This is a genomic window from Sphingobium sp. BHU LFT2 (genome assembly GCF_018604485.1).
In the GTDB taxonomy this organism is placed as follows: domain Bacteria; phylum Pseudomonadota; class Alphaproteobacteria; order Sphingomonadales; family Sphingomonadaceae; genus Sphingobium; species Sphingobium yanoikuyae_A.
In genome coordinates this window covers 44836-68186 of the sequence record NZ_JAFCGW010000011.1, presented here as the reverse complement: position 1 = coordinate 68186, position 23351 = coordinate 44836, and the positions used below count along the sequence as shown (strand labels likewise).

The window sequence follows — 23351 nt, the reverse complement described above, 5'->3', positions numbered from 1 at the left end:
GTGGCGATGACCGAGATATTGCTCTTTTCCTATGGCACGCTGCGGCTGGCAGAGGTGCAGAGGGCGCTGTTCGGCCGGCTGGTGCAGGGCGAGCCGGATGCGATGCCGGGCTATCGCCAGCGCATGATCGAGATCAGCGACCCCGACGTCATCGCCAAGAGCGGCACGCGCTGGCACCCGATGGTCGAGCCGAGCGATGATCCCGAGGATGTGGTGGAGGGGACGCTGTTCCACCTGACGGAAGCAGATGTCGCCAGCGCCGACGCCTATGAGGTCGACTATGTCCGGCGCGAAGTGCTGCTGCGGTCGGGACGGCGGGCCTTTGTCTATGGGGATAAGGGGGCTTAGCCGGGCGGGGGCTGAATTGGGTGGATTTCAGACCGTCCGGTTTGGAGGAGGTGATTGGCGATGACTGAAGCTGCGCCGAGAAAATCGTTCGGTAATAATCGCCTAATTGCGGACTTTCAGCTACGATCATGAGCCGGTAGCTGCGGTGGGTGAGTGGCAATCTGTTGGCGGATATGCGAGCAGCCGGATGGAATTGTGTTGGACGATATGGGGAAGTGGGGCGAGTTAAGTGATGAGACGATCTTTCATTGCCGGGTCGCTGGCGGCACTAGGTTTGGGCAACGCTCGCGCGACGCCGACGCCAAAAAAAGCATTTCCACCTGTCCCGACTTGGAAGCCATCTTTTTCGCAGCCGACTGACGCCGTGATTGATCGCATCTCCTATTATTCAAATGGCAAAAAGGACTTTGCGGTCTTTTGCAACGGAACCTGCGTGATACTCGATGACGGTCTGTCCGATGTTGATGCCAAAGCAACTTCTCTCAAAGTCTTGGCTGATATTTTGAGCTTCCATCCTGACATGCACCCCGCTCCGATGGACGATGGCAACATACTCGTGCGCTATAATCATCCAGCCGTGAATGTGGTGCTCAGCACGGTCGCGAAAGCACATTGGGATGAGATCGATAAGCGCCATCTTGACGGCTTAACGCCCGACGAGGTTTTGATAACGCCGCTTGGACAGAACAAGTTCGACGATTTCGGGAAGCAAGCGCTGCTAGGCCGCGCCTACATGTTTATGGATGCGCAGTCTCCTGAGATCATTCGTCTGGTCCGGCATCGCTAACAGGAATGTAAACGATCTGATGGAGTGACCACCTTTGGTTGTTTGGGGCGGTCGCAAGTATCGCCGTCATTAGGCAGCCGGCCAATGAAAGGGGATGCTGCTGTTGCCAGTGACCTCGCCCCGCGCGTCAAAGCGGCGTTCCAGCGCCAGGCCGGTGCCGTCCGGCGCGATGGCGAGGATGCTGCTGCAGCGGGTGCCATAGAGGGGGTTGCGGATGAAGATGGGGGAGAGGGGCGGCTCCAGCGGGGCGTCGGACGGCGTGGCCGGGGCGATGCCGGTGGCGGGCAGGGTCTCGCGGCGCAGGGCATTGAACAGGTTTTCGGGATCGGTCGCGCCGGCGACCAGCCATTGCAGCATCGCTTCCTTGAGCGCGAGCGTCTTGGGCCAGGGCTGGTCGAGCGGACCGTTGGAAAGGCCGTAGAGGCCGGGTGCGAGCAGGCTGCGCTGGGGTTCGGGGCGATTGGTGAGGAAGAGGAGCCGGTCGCGGTCGGCGAGCAGCAGGTTGAACGGGTTGAAATCGTCGAGTGCCGCAGTGTTAGGATCGGCATAGGTGCCGCTGCCGGTCAGCAGGTCGGTGACAAGCGCGCCGCGTGAGGTGCGGTCGGGCAGGGGATCGCCGAAACCGCGCAAATTGGTGATGACGGCGACGCGGCCATCCTCGTCCGCGCCGAGCCAGGTGCCGCCCGATTGCAGGTCGCGCCCGGCGATCAGGCCCGGCCGATCGTCCCAGCGCGCCATCGCGGCGGCGGGGCGGGCATGATATTCGTCGCGATTGCCGATCAGGACAAGCTGCCAGCGCGGGTGCGCCCGCCAGGCCAGTGCCACGATACACATTTGCTACCTCCATCACCCAACACCGGCTTGATAAATGGCGCGGCCGCCGCCATATAGGGGGTGCCGGGCTCGCCCGGCTATGGTGATAAATCGTGTCGTATAATAGACGCAGCGGACCCGGGGGCAGTACCCGGCGGTTCCACCACATGTCCCGGATGACCTTTGGTCTGGCGGGGTGTCTGATGGGGCCGAACTAGGATCGACGTGTGTTCAAAGGCGATGCTTTTACCCGGCCCGTGTAAGCCGTTAAACTGTGCAAAACTCACAAGTGCCAACGATAACGAAGCACTCGCCATTGCAGCGTAATTGAGGGCCTCACGGCCTGACATTACTCTAAAATAGCGCGGTTGAACCCACCGGGCAACAGAAGGGAATTCAGCGGCCCCCGGAGGCGCCGGGCAACAGAAGCCTCCGGACCCAATCCATCAGACGATGTTTTTTCAGGCCACGCCGCTTGCGGCGCATGGCCTTTTGCGTGTCCATGATGCGATTCGAATCGGATGAAATTTGCGTACCGCATTCGATTTCACTTTTATGACACTGATGTGAAAAACACATAAGTCTATGAAATTGCGTCGATATAAAATGGAATCAGCGCCCATGCTCGATCTTGTGTCGGTGTCATCAAGATGAAATAATTCCGGCTATGTTGGAAAGTTTTTTTCGGAGAAAATCGATGTTCAAGGCGGCGGCAGTTGCGGGCTTTCTTCTGGCTTCGGCGGTGCCGGCCATGGCGTCGGCGGCGGATGACGTGATCGTCAGCGTCGTGCCGGATGCGGGTCTGGCCGCGTCGGCGCTGCTCGCCCAGGATTTCGACAAGGCCGCCCGCAAGTTGCAGGCGGTCTGGCCCGACACCATCAACGATCCGGCGCGCCTGATCAACCTGGGCAATGCCTATGCGGGGATGGGGCGCACCAGCGATGCGCGCGAAGCCTATGCTGCGGTTGCGCGCGTGCCCGACATGACGCTGGTGCTGGCCGATGGCAGCGAGGAATCCTCGCGCTCGATCGCGCAGCGCGCTTCGGCCCGCCTGAATACGAGCTATGCGATGCGCTGAACGCCCTGTTTCAGTGGCTCGCGCGGGGGCGTCGTCCGGTGGACGGCGCCCCTTTCTGTTGGCTGTGGCAGCTGGGCCACTGTCTTTGAACTGTAATTTTACCGACCCTGATATGTCATAAAAGGAAAATGAGGCTGTCATTTACCGCGCCTACCTGCCGCTTCCGAGGGCGACAGGGGGCGTTGTCCGATTCGATTTTCCCCCTTGCGCTCCGCATCGCAACAAACCCGGCAGAAGCCGGAGCGGAGACGACATGGCCAAGATCAACCGTATCCATAATATCCTGATGGCGGGCTGCGCCTGCGCGGCGCTGGCTGCCTGCGGCGCGGACGATATCGCTTCGCCCGGCACCGGCGGCGACGTGATCATCAACCCGACGCCGACCCCCACGCCGACGCCGACCCCCACGCCGACCCCGGCCGCCGTTACCCCGGCTGCGGGCTGCCCGACGATCGCCGATCCCAAGGGCCTGACCGACGAGGGCACCATCTCCAGCTCGAACGGTGATGCCTGGCGCGTCTGCACGCTGCCTTCGATCATTGCCAAGAGCATCACCCTGCCCAAGATCGCCGGCCTGGTCTACCAGATGAAGGGCCGCGTCGACGTCGGCTGCGACAGCGGCTTCGCTGCGCCCACCACCTCGGCGCCCGTCACCAGCTCGACCGTGGGCTGCACCGCGGCCAACGGCTTCACGCTGACCGGTGGCCAGCTGACCGCCGACACCAACGTCACCCTGACCATCGAGCCGGGCGTCATCGTCTATGGCGGCACCGGCACCAGCTGGCTGGCCGTCAACCGCGGCAACAAGATCAACGCCGTTGGCACCGCGACCTCGCCGATCATCTTCACCAGCCGCGACAATATCAACGGCAACTCGACCGAAGCGTCGATGGGCCAGTGGGGCGGCGTCGTGCTGATGGGCCGTGCGCGCACCACCGACTGCAACAGCGGTTCGGTCGGCGCCGACACCTGCGAGCGTCAGACCGAAGGTTCGGCCGATCCGGCGACCTTTGGCGGTCGTGACGACGCCTATAATGCGGGCACCATGAAATATGTCCAGATCCGCTATTCGGGCTATGTTCTGGGCGCCAACACCGAACTGCAGGCGCTGACCGGCGAAAGCATCGGCAGCGGCACCACGCTGGACTATATCCAGAGCTTCAACAGCTCGGACGACGGCGCGGAATTCTTCGGCGGCACCGTGCGCATGAAGCATTATATCGCCACCGGCGCGGATGATGACAGCCTCGACGCCGACACCGGCATCCAGGGTCGCTTCCAATATGTGCTGATCGTGCAGCGTCCGGGCCAGGGCGACGCGCTGATGGAAATCGACAGCAATGGTCTGGAAAGCGATACCCCGCGCCAGAACACCATCGTTGCCAACTTCACCGCGATCCAGTCGCAGGTCAGCAGCAACAACGAAGCCAATGACCAGGCCTCGATCCTGAACCGCGGCAACAGCGACCTGTCGCTGGTGAACGGCATCGTCGTGTCGCCGAACAACGAGTGTGTCCGCCTGCATGGCACCGGCACCGCTTCGACCCGCGCCACGCTGACCGCCCGTTCGGTGCTGATGCAGTGCAACGCGACCAAGTATATCGGTTCGGGCAGCGGTTCGACCGCCTACACCGCCGCCGATGTCGCCGCCATCTTCAGCGGCAACAACAACAATGATGCCTACACGGCCTCGCTGAGCGCGGTGTTCATCAACGGTGCGGCCGAAACCGCCGCCACCGCGATCGACGCCAAGACGCTGGACAGCTTCTTCGACACGACGACCTATGTCGGCGCGGTCAAGGACGCCAACGACACCTGGTTCGCCGGCTGGACCTGCAACTCGGCCTACGCGCCGTTTGACAGCACCAGCACCGCGCGCCGCGCCTGCACCTCGATCCCGCTCTAAGACGGGACGGACCTGATGCGGGGCGGGACGCGGCCATGATCGGCCGCATCCCGCCCCGAAACGTGCAATGACCTTATCTAGGGGATATTCGATGGCGACGCCGCTCAAGTTCGCGGGCCTGCTGCTGCTTTCCACTGCGCTGGTCGCGCCGGCCGCGCTGGCCCAGGAAGTGCCTGCGCCCGCCGATGCCACCACGTCCGACCCGCAGGCGGCCGATCCTGCTGCCGCTGCCGGTCGTTCGACCGCCGAGGATCCGGAAGCGGCGCCCGACATTTCGGTCCCCGGTTCTGACATCATTGTCACCGGCCGCCGCAGTGCCAACGTCCAGAAGAATATTCCGGCGGTGGTTTCGGTCCTGTCTTCGGCCGATATCGCCCGGACGGGCGACGGCAATATTGCCGGCGCGCTGGGCCGCGTCACCGGCCTGTCGGTGGTCGGCAACGGCTATGTCTATGTTCGCGGCCTGGGCGATCGCTATTCGCTCGCGCTGCTGAACGGTTCGCCGCTGCCCAGCCCCGAGCCGCTCAAGCGCGTCGTGCCGCTGGACCTGTTCCCGACCAACATCGTCTCTTCCTCGATGGTGCAGAAGAGCTATTCGGCCAATTATCCCGGCGAGTTCGGCGGCGGCGTCATCAACCTGACGACCAATGCGGTGCCGGCGGAAAGCTTCCTGACGATCAGCGGCGGTATCGGTGCCAACACCGAAACCACCTATCAGATGGGCTATAGCTATTATGGCAGCAAGAGCGACTGGACCGGCTTCGACAATGGCAGCCGCGACATTCCGCCGGCGCTCGCCGCCTTCTTCGCCAGCGGCGAACGGATCAGCTCGGGCAATGTCGATACCACCGCGATCGCGGCGGAAATGGTGCGCTTCAGCAAGGGCACCGTCCAGCGCATCAAGGATATCGACCCCAATTATTCGGCGACCATTTCGGGCGGCACCTCGTTCGACCTGGGCGGTTCGACCCTGGGGCTGATCGCCACCGCGGGCTACAGCAACAAGTGGACCACGCGCGACCAGCGTCAGCAAAATTCGATCACGCCCGACCTGTCGGCGCTCAATTCGGATTTCCAGCGCGTCACCACCGACAATCGCATCGTCGTCAACGGCCTGCTGGGCCTGGGCCTGGAGTTTGGCGACAACAAGATCCGCTGGACCAACCTCTATATCCGCGACACGCTCAAGCACACCCGCATGGGCCTGGGCAACACCCAGACCCAGCCGACGTCGGACATCATGGAGCAGGATACCGCCTGGTATGAGCGCCAACTGATCGACACGCAGGTGGTGGGCGAGTTCAAGCTGAGCCCGGCGTTCAGCCTGGACGTGCGCGGCGGCTTCGCCAATTCGCAGCGCGAAGCCCCCTATGAATTGTCGTTCGAATATATCCGCACCAATGCGGCGGCCGACCCCTATGGCAATCTGTTCGTCAACCGTCTGAACGGCAATACCGGCCAGACCGCGACGGTCAGCTTCTCCGACCTGAACGAGGATCTGTGGTCGGGCGGCGCGGACCTGACCTGGAAGCCGTCGGCCGACATGGCGCTGACCGCCGGCTATGCCTATGTCGACACCAACCGCACCAGTTCGCGCCGCGACTTCCAGTTCCGCGCGTCGAGCGACATGCCCGAGGGCGTGGGCGTGCTGCGCCCTGACCTGCTGCTGGCACCGGGCATCGTCAACTATTATGACATCAGTCTGATCGAGACCAACGAAGGCAATCCCGCCTTCCGCGCGACGCTCAAGAACCATGCCGGCTATGGCAAGCTGAACTGGCAGATACTGGACGATCTGTCGCTCGACGCAGGCGTTCGCTACGAAACGGCCAAGCTGACCGTGTCGCCGCTGCAGGTGTTCAGCACGCCGGGCGCCAGCACGGCCTCGACCCAGCTCGACAATGACTATTGGCTGCCCAGCGGCACGCTGACCTGGCAGATGCGCGACGATATGCAGGTGCGCCTGAATGCGTCGAAGACCATTGCCCGGCCGCAGTTCCGCGAACTGATCTATCAGTTCTACTTCGATCCGGACACCAACCGTCGCTATCAGGGCAACCCCTATCTGCAGGACAGCAAGCTGTTCAACGCGGAAGCGCGCTATGAATGGTATTTCGCGCGGGATCAGCGCTTCTCGCTGTCGGGCTTCTTCAAGAAGATCGACAACCCGATCGAAACCTTCATCACGCTCAACGGCGACAATTTCGTCACCAGCTTCGCCAACGCGCCCAAGGCCGACCTCTATGGCGGCGAAGTCGAGCTGCAGAAATATTTCGACCTGTCGTCCATGTCGGACAGCGCGTTTTTCTCGACCCGCCGTCTGGTGACGATCGCCAACTATACCTACACCAAGTCGAAGCTGAAGGTGAAGGAAGGCGATACGACCGCCGTGTTCGGCGCGTCGTCGACGCTGGCGACCGACTATTTCCGCAACGGTTCGCCGCTGACGGGCCAGTCGGACCATCTGGTCAACTTCCAGTTCGGCCTGGAAGACCAGGACAAGCTGTCGCAGCAGACGCTGATCCTGTCCTATGCCAGCAAGCGCGTGACCAGCCGTGGCCTGGCCAACCAGGACCAGCCGGACGTCTATGAACATCCCGGCATCAACCTGGACTTCGTGGCGCGCCAGGGCGTCTATGTCGCAGGGCGCCAGTTCGACGCCAAGTTCGAGGTGCGCAACATCCTGGGCAACGACTATGAGGAAAGCCAGTCGAACGGCACCAACAAGGTCATCTACAATGCCTATAATTATGGCACGACCTTCAACTTCTCGCTGTCGACCACCTTCTGACGTCAGGCACAGCCGAAACGGAAAGGGCGCCCGATCGGGCGCCCTTTTGCGTTGGGGGATCGGCGGTGCGGGCTCATTTCTCGATCAGCAGCTTCACGATCCGGCGCTTGCCGAAGCGCAGCGGGTCGGCGAACCAGGTTATCTCCACTTTCTGCCCCTCGCGCAGATAGGGCGGGCCGCCGGCAAATCCGCAGAAGGTCGCCACCGGGCAGCGGCTGCCCTCGTGCCAGGAAAAACTCTCCTCGCCGATGTCGAAGCCATGGGTGACATTGGCCTGATGCTTCTGGAAGGAGAGGGGGTCGGTATTCCGGCTGCGCGTGCGGATGTCCCATAATTTGCTTATCCGGCCCTTGGTCACGCTCATCTGGTCCATGTCCATGGCGCCGACCCGCAACTGGTCGAACAGCGGCAGGCCGCCGAACCACAGGCCGGCCAGCAGGATCGCGGCCGGCATATGGCGCGGCATCCGTCGCCCGGATCGCTTCCACCAGCGGGCGCCCAGGAACAATAGGGCAAAGAAGATCAGATAAAGGATCGCCGCCCAGTCGAACGGCGCCATGCTCCTGTCATAGGCTGTAATCACGCGATCCTCCCCCTGTGCATTGTTCCCGTCATGCCATGACGGTTGCGAAAGGAAAGAGGCTGGCGGTGCGCGTGGTCGGGCAGGCCTGCTGCCTGTGCATCATCGCGGGCGCTTCACAGGGTTTTCCCCGATACCCCGTTGCCAGGCGAGCATGCAGACACAGGCGACCCAATTCCTGTTCATGCGAAGGGAAAGCACCATGGCCGACAAGAAACCCAATATCCTCGTCATCTGGGGCGACGATATCGGGATATCGAACCTCAGTTGCTACACCGACGGGGTGATGGGTTATCGCACGCCCAATATCGACCGGATCGCCAGGGAGGGGATGAAGTTCACCGACAGCTATGGCGAGCAGAGCTGCACCGCCGGCCGTTCCTCCTTCATCACCGGGCAGAGCGTGCTGCGCACCGGCCTGTCCAAGGTCGGCATTCCCGGCGCGCCGGTGGGTATGAGCGACAAGATCATCACCATCGCCGCACTGCTGAAGGAACAGGGCTATGCCACCGGCCAGTTCGGCAAGAACCATCTGGGCGACCTGAACCACATGCTGCCGACCAATCACGGCTTCGACGAATTTTTCGGCAATCTCTATCACCTGAACGCCGAAGAAGAGCCGGAGATGGAAAATTATCCGCTCAACGAACCGGACATGCCGCATTTCAAGGAACGATTCGGCCCGCGTGGGGTGATCCATTCCTTCGCGACCGATGTCGACGATGCCACCGAAATGCCGCGCTGGGGCAAGGTCGGCAAGCAGAAGATCGAGGATACCGGCCCGCTGACGGCCAAGCGCATGGAAACCTGCGACGATGAATTCGTCGAGCGCGCGTCGAAATTCATCAAGCAGGCGGAGGCCGATGGAAAGCCGTGGTTCGTATGGGTGAACACCACCCATATGCACATGTTCACGCACCCCAAGCCGGGCAGCAAGGGCCAGGCCGGCCGCTGGCAGTCCGACTATCACGACACCATGATCGATCATGACAAGAATGTCGGCCAGCTGCTCGACCTGCTGGACGAACTGGGCATCGCCGAGGACACGCTGGTCCAATATTCGACCGACAATGGCCCGCATCGCAACAGCTGGCCCGATTGCGGCACGACGCCGTTCCGCAGCGAAAAGAACACCAATTGGGAAGGCGCCTTCCGCATTCCGATGATGGTGCGCTGGCCGGGCAAGGTGCCGGCCGGATCAGTTTCCAACGGCATCGTCCAGCATCATGACTGGCTGCCGACCTTCCTGGAAATGGCGGGCGAGCCCGACATCGTCGAGAAGGTGAAGAAGGGCTACAAGGCGATCGGCCGGACCTATAAGAACCATATCGACGGCGTCAGCCTAGTCGGCCACATCACCGGCAAGGAAGAGAAGAGCCCGCGCAACGCCTTCTTCTACATCAGCGACGATGGCGACATCCTGGCCATGCGCTACGACAATTGGAAATGCGTGTTCCTGGAACAGCGCTGCGCCGGCACGATGAAGGTCTGGGGCGAGCCGTTCACCCGGCTGCGCATTCCCAAGCTCTTCAACCTGCGGATCGATCCTTATGAGTTCGCCGACATCACATCCAACACCTATTATGACTGGGTGTTGAAGAACACCTTCCTTCTCTATGGCGCGCAGGCGGGGGCGGCCCAATTTGCCGACACCTTCAAGGAATTCCCGCCGATCCAGAAGCCCAACACCTTCACCATTGACGACGCGATCAACGCGATGGGCGATGCGGCGGGCGGCGCGAGCTGAACCATGAAAAAAGCGGCGCGGGATACTGTCCCGCGCCGCTTCTGATCATCGCTGTCCTGATGCCGCCGCCCGATCCTGCGATCGGGCGGCGGTCTTGATCAGGCCGCCTTGGGCGGGGCGAACTTGGTGAGGTCGATGCCGACCACGGCCTTCTTATATTCGTCCATATTGGGCGTGCGGCCCAGGATGGTCGAGAGCACCACCAGCGGGGTCGAGGCGAGGAGGGATTCGCCCTTCTTCTCGGCCGTGTCTTCCACCACGCGGCCCTGGAACAGGCGGGTCGAGGTGGCGAGGACGGTGTCGCCCTTCGCGGCCTTTTCCTGGTTGCCCATGCACAGGTTGCAGCCCGGACGCTCCAGATAGAGGGTGTTCTCATATTCGGTGCGGGCGGCGTTCTTGGGGTGGCTGTCGTCGAATTCGAAGCCGGCGTACTTCTTGAGCACGTCCCAGTCGCCTTCGGCCTTCAGCTCGTCGACGATATTGTAGGTCGGCGGGGCGACGACCAGCGGCGCCTTGAACTCGACCTTGCCTTCGGCGGCTTCGATGTTCTTGAGCATCTGGGCCAGGATCTTCATGTCGCCCTTGTGCACCATGCACGATCCGATGAAGCCCAGATCCACCTTCTTGGTGCCGCCATAATAGGAAACCGGGCGGATGGTGTCGTGGGTGTAGCGCTTCGACACGTCGGCATTGTTGACGTCCGGGTCGGCGATCATCGGTTCGTCGATCTGGTCGAGGTCGACGACGACTTCGGCATAATATTTGGCGTTGGCGTCGGGCGACAGGGCCGGCTTCTCGCCCGAGCGGATCTCGGCGATGCGCTTGTCGGCCAGAGCGATCAGGCCCTTGAGCGTGCCGGCGGCATTTTCCATGCCCTTGTCGATCATGATCTGGATGCGCGACTTGGCGATTTCCAGCGACTCGATCAGCGTTTCGTCCTGCGAGATGCAGATCGACGCCTTCGCCTTCATCTCGGCGGTCCAGTCGGTGAAGGTGAAGGCCTGGTCGGCCAGCAGCGTGCCGATATGGACTTCGATGATGCGGCCCTGGAAGACATTCTCGCCAGCGAACTGGTGGAGCATCTGCGCCTGGGTGGCGTGGACGACGTCGCGGAAGTCCATATAGGGCGCCATCTGGCCCTTGAAGGTGACCTTGACCGACTGCGGGATCGGCATGGTCGCTTCACCGGTGGCCAGCGCCAGCGCAACCGTGCCCGAGTCCGCGCCGAAGGCCACGCCCTTCGACATGCGGGTGTGGCTGTCGCCGCCGATGATGATTGCCCAGTCGTCCACGGTGATGTCGTTCAGCACCTTGTGGATGACGTCGGTCATCGCGTGATAGACGCCCTTGGGGTCGCGCGCGGTGATCAGGCCGAAATTGTTCATGAAGCTCATGAGCTTGGGGATGTTGGCCTGGGCCTTCTTGTCCCACACCGACGCGGTGTGGCAGCCCGACTGATAGGCGCCATCGACCAGCGGCGAGATGACGGTGGCGGCCATCGCCTCCAGCTCCTGCGCGGTCATCAGGCCGGTGGTGTCCTGCGACCCGACGATGTTGACCTTCACGCGCACGTCCGAACCGGCATGTAGCACCTTGCCCGGCGTCACGCCCACGGCATTGCGGTTGAAGATCTTCTCCACGGCGGTCAGGCCCTGGTCGTCGACCGTGATTTCCTTGTTCGGGGCGAACACCTTGGGCGCTTCGATGCCCAGCGTCTCGGCAGCGAAGGTCTGGAGCTTCTTGCCGAAGACGATGGCGTAGCTGCTGCCCGCCTTCATGAATTCCATCTTCTGGGGCGTGAAGGCGGCGGCGACGTCGACCAGTTCCTTGCCGGCCTCGTCGGTCAGCTTCTTGTTCTTGACGTCGATCTTCAGCACCGTGCCGGTCGCGACCGAGAAAGCCTCTTCCAGCACCGGATTACCGTCATTGTTGATGATCGCCTTGCCCTCGCCGTCGGTCTTCTTGACCCAATTCTTGAGGTTGAGGCCGATGCCGCCGGTGACGTCCACGGTGGTCGCGAAGATCGGCGAGATGCCGTTGGTGCCGGCGACGACGGGCGCATAGTTGACGAAGGGGACATAGGGACTCTGCTGCTTGCCGGCCCACAGCGCCACATTGTTGACGCCCGACATGCGCGACGAGCCAACGCCCATCGTGCCCTTTTCGGCGATCAGCATGACGCGCGCGTCGGGATGCTGGGCCTTCAGGGCAACGATTTCCTGCTGCGCTTCGGGCGAGATCATGCACAGGCCGTGCAGTTCGCGGTCCGAACGCGAGTGGGCCTGGTTGCCCGGCGAGAGAAGGTCGGTCGAGATATCGCCTTCGCCTGCGATGAAGGTCACGACCTTGATCTCGTCCTCGACCTGCGGAAGCTTGGTGAAGAATTCGGCCTTGGCATAGCTTTCCAGCACGTCCTTGGCGACGGCATTGCCGGCCGCGAAGGCATCGCGCAGGCGGAACATGTCGGCGTCGTAGAGGAAAACCTGGGTCTTCAGGACGTCGCCCGCCTGAACCGCCAGCGCGGCGTCATCGCCGAGCGCAATGTCGAGCAGCACGGCGATCGAGGGGCCGCCCTTCATGTGGCTGAGCAGTTCCAGCGCGAAGGCGGGGGTGATTTCCGCGACGGTGACGTCGCCCAGCACGATCTTCTTGAGGAAGTCGGCCTTCACGCCGGCGGCGCTGGTGGTGCCGGGCAGGGTGTTGTAGATGAAGAATTTGAGCGCTTCGGCGCGATGTTCGCTGCCGGCATCCTGGATCAGGGTGATGAGTTCGGCGACGAGGGCGCCGTCGTCGATCGGCTTGGGTGCGAGCCCCTGGACTTTCCTGCTGTCGATTTCGGCCAGATAATCCAGGTAGATGCTCATTATAAATCCAATGCCATAAAGTGTATGAATCCGGGCGTGGCACCACCGGACGGCTTTATGGACCGACCTGGGGCGGTGACGGGTCGCGCGTAGGCCAAGATCGCCCGGCTTGCAAGCTGCCCGATAGGCCCGGATGCACCGATCCGGATCGCCCCGGCGCTCGCTGCGCGGGGAGCGGCGGCGATCCGTAGCGGCGGACGAGTGTCGAAGCGGATATTGGGTGCCACCATGATGTCTGCAACCCTTCTTATGTTGCCCAGGCGGCTCCAACATGTCCCGTAAAGAAAAGGCCTGCGCTCCGCCGGTGTCGCGATTGTGAGAAATTGTTGCGCAGGCGGCTGGGCATATCATCATTGATTGACCGCTACCTTCTTCCTCAACATCAGCCCGTGAAATTCTAATGCGACTAAGTCGCACTATTATTTCAATGGGGGTCTGAAATGCCATTTCCTGCAATATTCTCGACGCGTGCCCATCTGCTGGGGGGCGCTGCCCTGATCGGTGCGCTCGCACTGCCCGTTGCCGCCCAGGCGCAGGCGCCCGCGCCCGACGCCGATGCGCAGTCGAGCGCGATCGTCGTCACCGCGGCCGGCTATGAACAGAATATCATCGAGGCACCGGCCAGCATCACTGTGCTGGGCCGCGAGGAATTGCAGGAAAAGCGGTTCGGCAGCCTGGCCGAAGCGCTGCAGGATGTGCAAGGCGTCGATGTCGGCGGCGAAGCGGGCAAGACCGGCGGCCTCAACATCTCGATCCGTGGCATGCCCAGCGACTATACGCTGGTGCTGATCGACGGCCGGCGCCAGAATGCGCCCGGCGGCGTCACGCCCAACGGCTTTGGCGAAACCTCCACCAGCTTCCTGCCGCCCTTCTCCGCGATCGACCGGATCGAGGTGGTGCGTGGCCCGATGTCCACCCTCTATGGCTCGGACGCGATGGGCGGCGTCGTCAACATCATCACGCGCAAGGTCGGCGATCGCTGGGTCGGCACCGCCACCGCCGAAAGCACGATCCAGGGCGATGACCGCTTCGGCAATATCCAGTCGGTCAACGGCTTTGCCCAGGGGCCGATCATCAAGGGGCTGGCCGGCCTGACCCTGCGCGGCAGTGTCTTCCACCGCGCCGGCTCCGATATCGAGATCCCCGGCGATCCGGCGCTGACCTTGGGCCGCAACCCGGTGGAATCCGACATCTATAATTATGGCGGGCGGCTGACGCTGACGCCCCATGCCGATCATGACCTGTGGTTCGAATATGATCGCAACGAACAACGCTATGACAATAGCCGGGGCCAGCTCGGCACGCTGGGATCGGGCGGCTATGCCCCCGAACAGCGGTTCAACCGCAGCAATTATGTGATCGCGCACAGCTGGCGCATGGGCTTCGGCCAGCTCGACACCACCCTGACCCGCAACGAGACCGAGACGATCGGTCGCCTGATCCCTAATGGCACGCCGGGCGCGGTGCCGGGCAGCCCGCGCACGCTGGAGGCGCGCAACGACATCATCGATTCCCGCTTTGCCGGCAAGGCGGGCGCGCTGGCCTTCACCGTCGGCGGCCAATATTGGAAGGCGCGGATGGTCGAGGGCGTCGCCCCCGAACCGTTCAAGTTCACCCAGTGGGCGGGCTTTGCCGAAGCGACGTTGACCGTCATCGACGGCTTCAACATCACCGGCGGCGCGCGCTACGACAATCACTCGACCTTTGGCGACAAATGGTCGCCGCGCGCCTACGCGGTATGGAACATCAATGATGTGCTGACATTGAAGGGCGGTGTCAGCCGCGGTTTCAAGACGCCGCGCGTCGAACAGATTGCCGAAGGCATCATTGGCTTCGGCAGCCAGGGGCGGGTGCCGCTGCTGGGATCGCCGGGCCTGACGCCGGAAACCAGCACAAGCTATGAAGCGGGCCTCTATTATGACGGCGACGGCTTCTTCAGCGGCAATGTCACCCTGTTCAACAATGACTTCACCGACAAGATCGCCAGCGGGCCGGGGGTGCCCAATTGCCAGTTCTCGGCCGCGCCCAACCTGCCGGGCTGCGTCGATGTCGGCAATTTCCCCAATGTCGAGATGTTCAGCCAGTCGATCAACATCGACAAGGCCCGCACCCGCGGCATCGAGGTGGCAACCCGTTTCGCGCTGACCTCCACCCTGTCGCTGTCGGCCAACTATACCTATACCGAGACCGAGCAGCTCAGCGGATCGGAAGAGGGGCTGCCGCTGATCGGCATGCCCAAGCATATGCTGAACGGCAATCTGCGCTGGAAGCTGGGCGACAAGGCCAGCGTCTGGGCACGGGCTGAAGTGCGGTCGAGCCGTTATCGCGGCGCCAATGCGCAGCAGACGTCCGTGGGCGACTTCCGCAGCTATGAAGTCTTCCACCTGGGCGGTTCCTACCAGGTCGCGCCGGCCTTCCGCCTGTCGGCGACGCTCTACAACATCCTCGACACCGACTATGCGGTCTATGTGCCCTATCAGACCGGCACGACGACCGCCTGGACCCCGGCCTATTCGATCAACCAGGAAGGGCGCCGCCTCTGGCTCTCGGCTACGGTCGACTTCTGACGGGAGAAGGGCCCCGCCCTGCGCGCCAGGCGCGGGGCGGTGTCATAGTTGCCTTGCAGGGCGGACGTTGCGAACGCCCACCCCGCTGGCGGAAAATCACCCAGCGCGGCTGTAATATGTGCGCCGCCCGTGGCATCGCCTTCAGCCCCAGGGGCGTTCGCGATACCATTTAGTGATGACATGCTTGACGCCGCTGCGGACCTTCATGCCGTGGTGGATGCTGGCGGGGTTGAAGCGATCCGGGGTGATGCGGTTGTTCCAGGCGAGCAGCTTGCCGGTTTCGGGCTGCACCGTCTTGCCTATCTTCGTGAAGCGGGTTGCGCCGCCGGCGGCAGGTTCGTTGAGATAGACCATCAAGGTCCAGGTGCGGTTGCCCGCGACCGCGCAGAATCTGTCATAGTCCGCGCCCTTGGGTTCGAAATAATCGGTATGCGCCTTGAATTCCTGGCCGACGCCGTAGCGCTGGCCCTGGATCGGTTCGCCATATTGGGTGGCGATGCCGGCGAAGCTGTCGAGCCGGGCGTTGATGGCAGCGACGAACGGGTCGCCATGGTCGAGGTCGCAGGTCTCGCTGGTGCGGAAATAGCCATCGCCATTGGCGTCGGCGATGGTCGAGGGGCGACGGTCCGCATCGATCCGCGCGATCACCTGCGCGCATTCGTCAGGGCTCAGGAAATCACGCTGGATGAAGAGGGTGAGATCCTTGCTGGGTGCCCGCTGGACGCGCGGATGGCTGGCAATCCAGGCCGGATCGGCGTCGGGTGCGGCGGGCGGTGACAGGATCGGGTCGGACAAGGTCATGGGCATTTCCGCGAATGACGGCGCTACAGGCCGGTTTCCGTGGCCCTAGCTATCGTTGACCCTGCGAAATGCAAGCATCGTCGCGGCCCCATTGCTACCTGTCATATTATGGTAACATAAACGTCATCTGGCAGTAAGAAGAGTTGCCTAGCAGGCGGGCGAACCAAGGGGGACATTTCGGCTCATGCGTGTGCCGTTCGGCGACAAGTTGCAAGGGTGGCGGCGCTATGCGCGGCCGGTCGACTGGCTGGGGCTGGTCGAGAAGCTGTTGCTGGCAGTGCTGGCATTGCAGCTCGCCCGGCTGGTGTGGGTGTTGCTGACGCCAGTCGGCGCCTTCGGCCCCTGGGAAGGGCGCCAGGCGCAGGTGCTGTCGGCCAGTGCGCGGCAGGCGCTGTTCGCCAGCTTCGATCCCTTTTTCCGCACCGGCGCGCCGCAGGCGGGCAATGGCGTCGTCACATCGCTGGCGCTGACGCTCTATGGCGTGCGGCTGAACGAGGGGACGGGGCAGGGATCGGCGATCCTGGCGACGCCCGATGGTATCCAGAACAGCTATGCCGTGGGCGACGAGATCATGCCCGGCGTGGTGCTGAAGGCGGTATTGTTCGACCATGTGACGATCGATCGCGGCGGGGCGGAGGAGCAGGTGTTCCTCGACCAGTCGCAGCCGGCGTCGGCGGCCGGTGGACCGGGCGGCGCGCCCGAGGGGGATATGGCGCCGGGCGAAGGAGCGCCCTCGCCGGTGCCGGGCCGCGATGCGCCGAGCGCCGATGCGGTGAAGCGGGACATCGGCTTTTCCCCGCGCACCCAGAATGGCCGGGTGACCGGGCTGGTGCTGAGCCCCAAGGGGCCGGGCTTTCAAAATGCCGGTTTCCAGGCCGGCGACATCGTGACCCAGATCAACGGCCAGCCGATCGGATCGGCCGGTGACCTGGCATCATTGCAGAACCAGATCGTGCCCGGCGCACGTCTGTCCCTGACCGTGGAGCGCGGCGCCGTCACCGTGCCGATCAACCTGATATTGCAAGGCCAATGACCAGACATATCCTCAAATATTCCGCCGCCCTCGCGCTGGTCCTGGCTGCCCCGGTCCCCGGTTATGCGCAGCAGACGCTGAATGTGCGCGATGCCGATATCCGCGCCTTCATCCAGGATGCCGCGCGCGTCACCGGCCGCACCTTCATCATCGACAACCGGGTGCAGGGCAAGGTGTCGGTGGTGACCGACCGGCCGCTGTCCAAGTCGGAATATTTCGAGATCGTGCTGTCGACGCTGCGCGCCAATGGCCTGGTCGCGGTGCCGGCGCCCGGTGGCGCCTATCGCATCCAGCCGGCGGACGGCGCGGCCGGCCAGCCGAGCGCGGTGGGCCGGGCAGCGACCCGCAACAGCTTCGTCACCGAAGTCTTCCGCCTGCGCTCGGTCGACGCGGCAAGCGTGCTGGAAACGCTGCGCCCACTGATCAGCAAGGAAGGCACGGTCACCGCCAATCGCGCCGGCAACAGCATCGTCGTCGCCGACTATGCCGACAATGTCGCGCGCATCCGTCAGGTGATTGCGCGGGTCGACCGCGACACCAGCTCGACCCAGATGGTGATGCTGAAAAATGCCGGCGCGCGCGAGATCGCGACATCGCTGCAGGCGCTGGTGCAGAGCGGCGGCGGCGAGAATGGCGCGCCGGCGGCCGCCAGCGTGGTGCCGATCGACAGCAGCAATGCGATCGCCATTCGCGGCGATGTGAATACCGTCACGCGCCTCGCCAATATGGCGCGCGAGCTGGACCGTCAGGCGGCGAGCGGCACGGAAATCCGCGTCTATTGGCTGGAGCATGCCGATGCGGAGAAGCTGTTGCCGGTGTTGCAGCAGTTGATCGGCCAGTCGAGCAGCTCGCCCGTTACCTCGTCGGTGCCGGCGGCCGGCGCCAGCGGCGGCGCTGGCGGCGGTGCGGCCCCGGCCAGCGCGGCGGCGGCACCGGTCGCGGCCGCCTCCAGCGGATCGAGCGGCAGCGGCATTTCGACCCGCGGCCCGGCGATCGTCACCCGCTATGAAGGCGCCAATGCGATCATCGTTGCCGCCAACAGCGACGTGCAGCGCATGCTGGGCGAGACCATCCGCCAGATCGATACCCGCCGCGAGCAGGTTCTGGTGGAGGCGATCATCGTCGAGATCAGCGACGCGGCGGCCAAGAAGCTGGGCGTGCAGTTCCTGCTCGGCAGCACATCGACCGGCTTTGCCGCGACCAATTACAGCAATGCGTCGCCCAGCCTGATCACCATCGCCGGCGCCTATGGCGCGACCAAGCTGGGCACCACCAAGACGACGGTGGTGGCGGCCGACGGCACGACCACGACGACCGAGACGCAGACCAACAGCGACTTGGCCAGCAGCCTGACCCAGGCGGCGGTCGACAGCCTGGCCAGCGCGACCGGCATCGTCGGGGGCCTTGGCACGCAGATCGGCAAGAACGGCATTTTCGGCGCGATCATCAATGCGGTGAAATCGGATACCGAGAGCAATCTGCTGTCCACGCCATCGGTGATGACGCTGGACAATCAGAAGGCATCGATCCTGGTCGGCCAGCAGGTGCCGGTGACCACCGGTGAGGCGCTGAGTCAAAATTTCGACAACCAGTTCCGCACCGTCCAGCGCCAGGATGTCGGCATCAAGCTGGAGGTGAAGCCGCAGATCAACACCGGCGGCGCGATCAAGCTGTTCCTGAAGCAGGAAGTGTCGAGCGTGGCCGGCCCGGTCAGCAATTCGAGCAGCGACCTGATCATCAACAAGCGCGAGATCGAGACCACGGTCACGGTCGATGACGGCGAAATCCTGGCGCTGGGTGGCCTGCTGGACGATAATGAGCGCAAGACGATCGAGCGCATCCCGCTGCTGTCCGACATTCCGGGCATTGGCGAGCTGTTCAAGTCGCGCAGCAAGAGCCGGACCAAGACCAACCTCATGGTCTTCATCCGCCCGACCATCCTGCGCACCAAGGAAGATGCGCAGCGCCTGACCCAGCAGCGCTATGGCTATGTGCGCGGCATGCAGTTGCAGCGCAGCCCCGACAGCGAGCCGACCATCGACGAACTGGTGCGCGACTATATGGGCGCGCAGCCGCCGATCGCGCCACAGCCCGGCGACATGCTGGTCGAGCCGCAGGCCGGTGCCGCCGCTTCGCCGGCAACATCGCCGGCACCGGGACAGGTCCAGGTCATCGAACCCACGGTGCGGCAGTCGAGCGGCGTCGTCCGCCCGGTCGACCTGCCGCCAAGCGGAGAGCAGAAGTGAGCGAACAGGAGCATGTGACGGTAATGCCGTCGGTTCTTCCGCCACGACCGGTCGACATCCCCTATGGCTTTGCCCGCAAGCATGGCGTGGTGATGCTGCCGCAGGATGGCGAGCGACTGTCGATCGCGGTGCGCGAGGGCAGCGATCCGCGCGTGTTGCTGGAGGTGCGCCGTCATCTCGCCCGCAGCTTCGACGTGCGCTTCGTCGAGGCGCCGCAGTTCGACCGGCATCTGTCCGATCATTATGCGATGGAGGGCAGCGCCGCCGCCATGGCCGGGTCGATCGACGTCGGCGCGGACGAGCTGGACATATTGGCCGCCGATATTCCGACCGCCGACGATCTGCTCGACAGCGCGGACGATGCGCCGGCGATCCGCCTGATCAACGGCATCATTGCCGAGGCCGCGCGCCAGGGCGTGTCGGACATTCATATCGAACCCTATGAGACGGGCCTGATCGTGCGGATGCGCGTGGATGGCGTGCTGCGCGAGACGCTGCGCATGCCGCCGCATGTCGCGCCGGTGGTGGTCAGCCGCATCAAGGTGATGGCGCGGCTCGACATTGCCGAACGGCGCGTGCCGCAGGATGGCCGTATCGGCCTGACGCTGGGCGGCAAGCTGCTCGACGTGCGCGTATCGACCCTGCCGAGCCGGGCGGGCGAGCGGGTGGTGCTGCGTATCCTGGACAAGGAAAATGCCGGCATCACGCTTGACCTGCTGGGCATGACCGGCGCGCCCGACCGCATCTTCCGCGAGGGGCTGAGCGAGCCCAACGGCATCATCCTGGTCACCGGCCCGACCGGTTCGGGCAAGACGACGACGCTCTATGCCGGCTTGCGCAACCTGAATGACGGTAGCCGCAATATCCTGACCGTCGAAGATCCGGTCGAATATGCGATGGAGGGCGTCGGCCAGACCCAGGTCAATGCCAAGGTCGGCCTGACCTTTGCCGCCGGGCTGCGCGCGATCCTGCGCCAGGATCCCGATGTCGTGATGGTCGGCGAAATCCGCGACCGCGAGACCGCCGAGATTGCGGTGCAGGCGTCGCTGACCGGCCATCTCGTGCTGTCGACCGTCCATACCAATGACGCGGTCGGCGCGATCACCCGTATGCGCGACATGCGGGTCGAGCCCTTCCTGCTCGCCTCCACGCTGCGCGCCGTCGTCGCCCAGCGGCTGGTGCGGCGGCTGTGCCAGCATTGTCGCGAGCCGGTGCAGGCCGACAAGTCGGCAAGCGCATTGCTGGGTTTCGATCCGGGCACGATCATCTACCGGGCGCGCGGCTGCGACGAATGCAACGGCACCGGTTACAAGGGCCGGATCGGCGTGTTCGAGGCGATCCGGGTCGACGACACGATCCGCCGCCTGATCAACGATGGCGGCGACGAGTCGCTGATCGCCCGCCATGCCTTCCTCAATGCGCCGAACCTGGGATCGGCCGCCCGCGCGCTGGTGCGCGACGGCCAGACCACGGCCGAGGAAGCGATCCGCGTGTCGCGCCGCGACGCGACCGAGGTGGAAACCATTGCCGATGGCTGATTTCGACTATGTCGCGATCGACCCGGCGGGCAAGGAACGCAAGGGCAGCGTCAAGGCGGACAGCCTGGACGAGGCGCGGGTCAAGCTGGATGCGCGCAAGCTGTTCGTCGTCCGGCTGGAGCCGGGCGCGGTGTCGGTCGCGCGCAAGCGGGCCGGCCTGTCGCTGCGCGCGCCCAAGCTGTCGGCCAAGGAACTGACGCTGTTCACCCGGCAGCTTTCCACCCTGATCCAGGTGAGCCCGCTGGAGGAGTCGCTGCGCACGATCAGCCGGCAGAGCGAGCAGGATCATGTCCGGGCGATCGTCGGCAAGGTCCATTCGGGCGTGCTGGAGGGACGGCGGCTGGCCGATGCGCTGGGCGCGGAGCCGAAAAGCTTTCCCGCCCTCTATCGGGCCATGATCTCGGCCGGCGAAAGCTCGGGGAGCCTGCCGACCATCATGGAGCGATTGTCGGAACTGATGGAGCGGCAGGCGGTGATGCGCTCCAAGGTGCTGACCGCGATCGCATACCCTTCCGTGCTGGCGACCTTCGCCGTGTTCGTGGTCGCGGCGCTGATGATCTTCGTCGTGCCCAAGGTGGTCGAGCAGTTCGACACGGTGGGCCAGCAATTGCCGCTGCTCACCCGGATGGTGATGGGCATTTCCGCCTTCCTGGCGGGCTATTGGTGGTTGTTGCTGATCCTGATCGGGCTTGGCGCCTTCGGCTTCTGGCGCGCGCTCAAGATCGACAGCTTCCGCTATCGTTTCGACGCCATGCTGCTGGGGCTGCCGGTGCTGGGCCGGCTGATCCGCGACCTGCACGCCGCGCGGATGGCGCGCACACTCTCCACCATGGTGGCGAGCCGGCTGCCGCTGATGGAGGGCCTGTCGCTGACCGCGAACACGGTGCATAATCGGGTGCTGCGCAAGGCGTCGGACGAGATTGTCGAGGCGATCCGGGGCGGTGGCAGCCTGTCGGCGGCGTTGAAGCGGGCAGGGGTGTTTCCCCCGTTGCTCGTCTATCTGGCGGCGAGCGGCGAGAGTGCCGGGCGGCTCGACGCGATGCTGGAACGCGCGGCAGATTATCTGGAGCGCGAGTTCGACGCCTTCACTTCGGCCGCGCTCGCCATGCTGGAGCCGATCATCATCATATTGATGGGCGGCATCGTCGCCGTCATCATCCTGTCCATCCTGCTGCCGATCCTGCAGCTGCAAAGCCTGACCGGGGCTTGAAGGAGTAGAATATGCGAAAGATCCTCTCCCACTCTCATGCGCGTTGCGACAAGCAAGTGGGGCGTTCCGCCGAACACGGCTTCACGCTGGTGGAGCTGATGGTCGTGATCGTCATCATCGGCCTGCTGGCAACGATCGTGGCGATCAACGTCATTCCTGCAACCGATACTGCCCGCGTCGAAAAGGCCAAGGCCGATATTTCGACCATCGAGCAGGCGCTGGAGCAATATCGCCTCGACAACCTGACCTATCCCGCCGCGTCGGACGGGCTGCAGGCGCTACTCAATCCGCCCGCGTCGCTGGCGCAGCCGCAGCGCTACCGCCGGGGCGGCTATATCAAGAAGCTGCCGCAGGACCCGTGGGGCCGCGCCTATATCTACACCGTGCCGGGCAAGAAGGGCGCGTTCGACATCAGCTCGCTGGGCGCCGACGGTCAGCCGGGCGGCGAGAATGAGAATGCGGACATCTATTCCAGCGAAATGTGATGCCGCACGTCGAGCGGAGCGAGCTGCCTCGCTCCGCTCGGCAGGGGGCTTCGACAGGCTCAGCCCGAACGGCGATGGGGGATCGGTTCCGCCACGCAACGGCTTTACCCTCATAGAGCTGATGGTCGTGCTGACGATCATCGGCTTCATTTCGGCTGCCGTGGTCATCGCCATTCCCGATCCGCGCGGCCGGATCGTTGACGATGCCGATCGCTTTGCCGCGCGCGTTGCTGCCGCGCGCGACGAAGCGGTCGTCACCGCGCGCCCGATGGGCGTGTGGGTCTCCGCCTCGGGCTATGGGTTCCAGCGTCGCGAGGGCAGCCAGTGGGTGCCGATGGAGGAAAAACCCTTCGTCAGCGCCAATTGGAAGACCGGCACGCGGGCGCTGGTGGGCCAGGATGGCCGCCAGCAGATCGCCTTCGACGGCACCGGCCTGCCCACCGATCCGCTGACCATCACCCTGGCGCGCGAGGCGGAGCGGGTGCAGGTCAGCGTCGACATGGCCGGAAAGGTCGTGGTCGGTGGCTGATCGGCGCAATGAAAACGGCGCCGCGCCC

16 protein-coding genes, 1 other RNA gene and 1 pseudogene are annotated in these 23351 nt (G+C 64.0%); 14 read left to right on the top strand and 4 right to left on the bottom strand.

The features are described 5' to 3' along the window. Nucleotides 1-6: 6 nt before the first annotated feature. Together JQK15_RS18565 and JQK15_RS18560 are read left to right on the top strand one after the other, a co-directional pair. On the top strand, nucleotides 7-348 hold the full coding sequence (locus JQK15_RS18565) for a gamma-glutamylcyclotransferase family protein (protein WP_214866782.1): 342 nt from the start codon (nucleotides 7-9) through the stop codon (nucleotides 346-348). Nucleotides 349-580: 232 nt separating this feature from the next. After that, on the top strand, nucleotides 581-1135 hold the full coding sequence (locus JQK15_RS18560; protein WP_214866780.1) for a hypothetical protein: 555 nt from the start codon (nucleotides 581-583) through the stop codon (nucleotides 1133-1135). Between the two features lie 69 nt (nucleotides 1136-1204). Here the strand turns inward: JQK15_RS18560 and JQK15_RS18555 are convergent, their stop codons facing one another. Next, entirely contained in the window at nucleotides 1205-1969 is a 765-nt protein-coding gene (locus JQK15_RS18555; protein ID WP_214866778.1) for an NRDE family protein, read from the bottom strand. A 23-nt stretch (nucleotides 1970-1992) separates the two neighbouring features. On the opposite strand from JQK15_RS18555, the gene ssrA reads away from it, so the two are divergent. The 4 genes from ssrA to JQK15_RS18535 all read left to right on the top strand — a co-directional run bounded on the left by ssrA (nucleotide 1993) and on the right by JQK15_RS18535 (nucleotide 7723). Beyond that, nucleotides 1993-2347, top strand: a transfer-messenger RNA (tmRNA) gene (gene ssrA, locus JQK15_RS18550). 298 nt (nucleotides 2348-2645) lie between these two features. Further along, entirely contained in the window at nucleotides 2646-3026 is a 381-nt protein-coding gene (locus JQK15_RS18545) for a tetratricopeptide repeat protein (RefSeq protein WP_159366475.1), read from the top strand. Between the two features lie 253 nt (nucleotides 3027-3279). Further along, nucleotides 3280-4932, top strand: coding sequence for a beta-helix domain-containing protein (locus JQK15_RS18540; protein WP_214866776.1), 1653 nt, complete (start codon nucleotides 3280-3282; stop codon nucleotides 4930-4932). Nucleotides 4933-5023: 91 nt separating this feature from the next. Beyond that, on the top strand, nucleotides 5024-7723 hold the full coding sequence (locus tag JQK15_RS18535) for a TonB-dependent receptor domain-containing protein (protein ID WP_017500618.1): 2700 nt from the start codon (nucleotides 5024-5026) through the stop codon (nucleotides 7721-7723). Between the two features lie 73 nt (nucleotides 7724-7796). Here JQK15_RS18535 and JQK15_RS18530 read toward each other — a convergent pair whose 3' ends face one another. Then, a complete protein-coding gene (locus tag JQK15_RS18530; RefSeq protein ID WP_353047225.1) occupies nucleotides 7797-8306 on the bottom strand; it encodes a hypothetical protein in 510 nt (169 codons plus the stop codon). Between the two features lie 199 nt (nucleotides 8307-8505). Here JQK15_RS18530 and JQK15_RS18525 point away from each other — a divergent pair, with 199 nt between their 5' ends. Beyond that, on the top strand, nucleotides 8506-10050 hold the full coding sequence (locus JQK15_RS18525; protein WP_038292613.1) for an arylsulfatase: 1545 nt from the start codon (nucleotides 8506-8508) through the stop codon (nucleotides 10048-10050). A 98-nt stretch (nucleotides 10051-10148) separates the two neighbouring features. Here the strand turns inward: JQK15_RS18525 and JQK15_RS18520 are convergent, their stop codons facing one another. Further along, nucleotides 10149-12914, bottom strand: a complete 2766-nt coding sequence (locus tag JQK15_RS18520; protein ID WP_214866774.1) for a bifunctional aconitate hydratase 2/2-methylisocitrate dehydratase — start codon at nucleotides 12912-12914, stop codon at nucleotides 10149-10151. Between the two features lie 440 nt (nucleotides 12915-13354). Here JQK15_RS18520 and JQK15_RS18515 point away from each other — a divergent pair, with 440 nt between their 5' ends. Further along, nucleotides 13355-15481, top strand: a complete 2127-nt coding sequence (locus JQK15_RS18515) for a TonB-dependent receptor domain-containing protein (RefSeq protein ID WP_214866772.1) — start codon at nucleotides 13355-13357, stop codon at nucleotides 15479-15481. A 141-nt stretch (nucleotides 15482-15622) separates the two neighbouring features. On the opposite strand, the gene JQK15_RS18510 is transcribed toward JQK15_RS18515, so the two are convergent. Further along, nucleotides 15623-16282 (bottom strand): prolyl hydroxylase family protein, encoded by a 660-nt coding sequence (locus JQK15_RS18510; protein WP_214866770.1) that lies wholly within the window; start codon nucleotides 16280-16282, stop codon nucleotides 15623-15625. A gap of 184 nt (nucleotides 16283-16466) precedes the next feature. Here JQK15_RS18510 and JQK15_RS18505 point away from each other — a divergent pair, with 184 nt between their 5' ends. From JQK15_RS18505 to JQK15_RS18480, 6 genes and pseudogenes are all read left to right on the top strand, one after another. Continuing rightward, the gene (locus tag JQK15_RS18505; RefSeq protein WP_214866768.1) at nucleotides 16467-17315 is read left to right on the top strand and encodes a type II secretion system protein N; all 849 of its coding nucleotides are present in this window, start codon (nucleotides 16467-16469) and stop codon (nucleotides 17313-17315) included. Beyond that, entirely contained in the window at nucleotides 17312-19561 is a 2250-nt protein-coding gene (gene gspD, locus JQK15_RS18500) for a type II secretion system secretin GspD (protein ID WP_214866765.1), read from the top strand. Before JQK15_RS18505 ends, gspD begins: the two co-directional genes overlap by 4 nt. Before the next feature lie 23 nt (nucleotides 19562-19584). Further along, a complete protein-coding gene (gene gspE, locus JQK15_RS18495) occupies nucleotides 19585-21099 on the top strand; it encodes a type II secretion system ATPase GspE (protein WP_010336568.1) in 1515 nt (504 codons plus the stop codon). Then, on the top strand, nucleotides 21092-22309 hold the full coding sequence (gspF, locus tag JQK15_RS18490) for a type II secretion system inner membrane protein GspF (RefSeq protein WP_214866762.1): 1218 nt from the start codon (nucleotides 21092-21094) through the stop codon (nucleotides 22307-22309). Before gspE ends, gspF begins: the two co-directional genes overlap by 8 nt. 11 nt (nucleotides 22310-22320) lie before the next feature. After that, a complete protein-coding gene (gene gspG / locus JQK15_RS18485) occupies nucleotides 22321-22794 on the top strand; it encodes a type II secretion system major pseudopilin GspG (RefSeq protein WP_214866760.1) in 474 nt (157 codons plus the stop codon). Between the two features lie 82 nt (nucleotides 22795-22876). Beyond that, nucleotides 22877-23323, top strand: a pseudogene (locus JQK15_RS18480) (GspH/FimT family pseudopilin); the annotation flags it as partial. Nucleotides 23324-23351 lie beyond the last annotated feature (28 nt).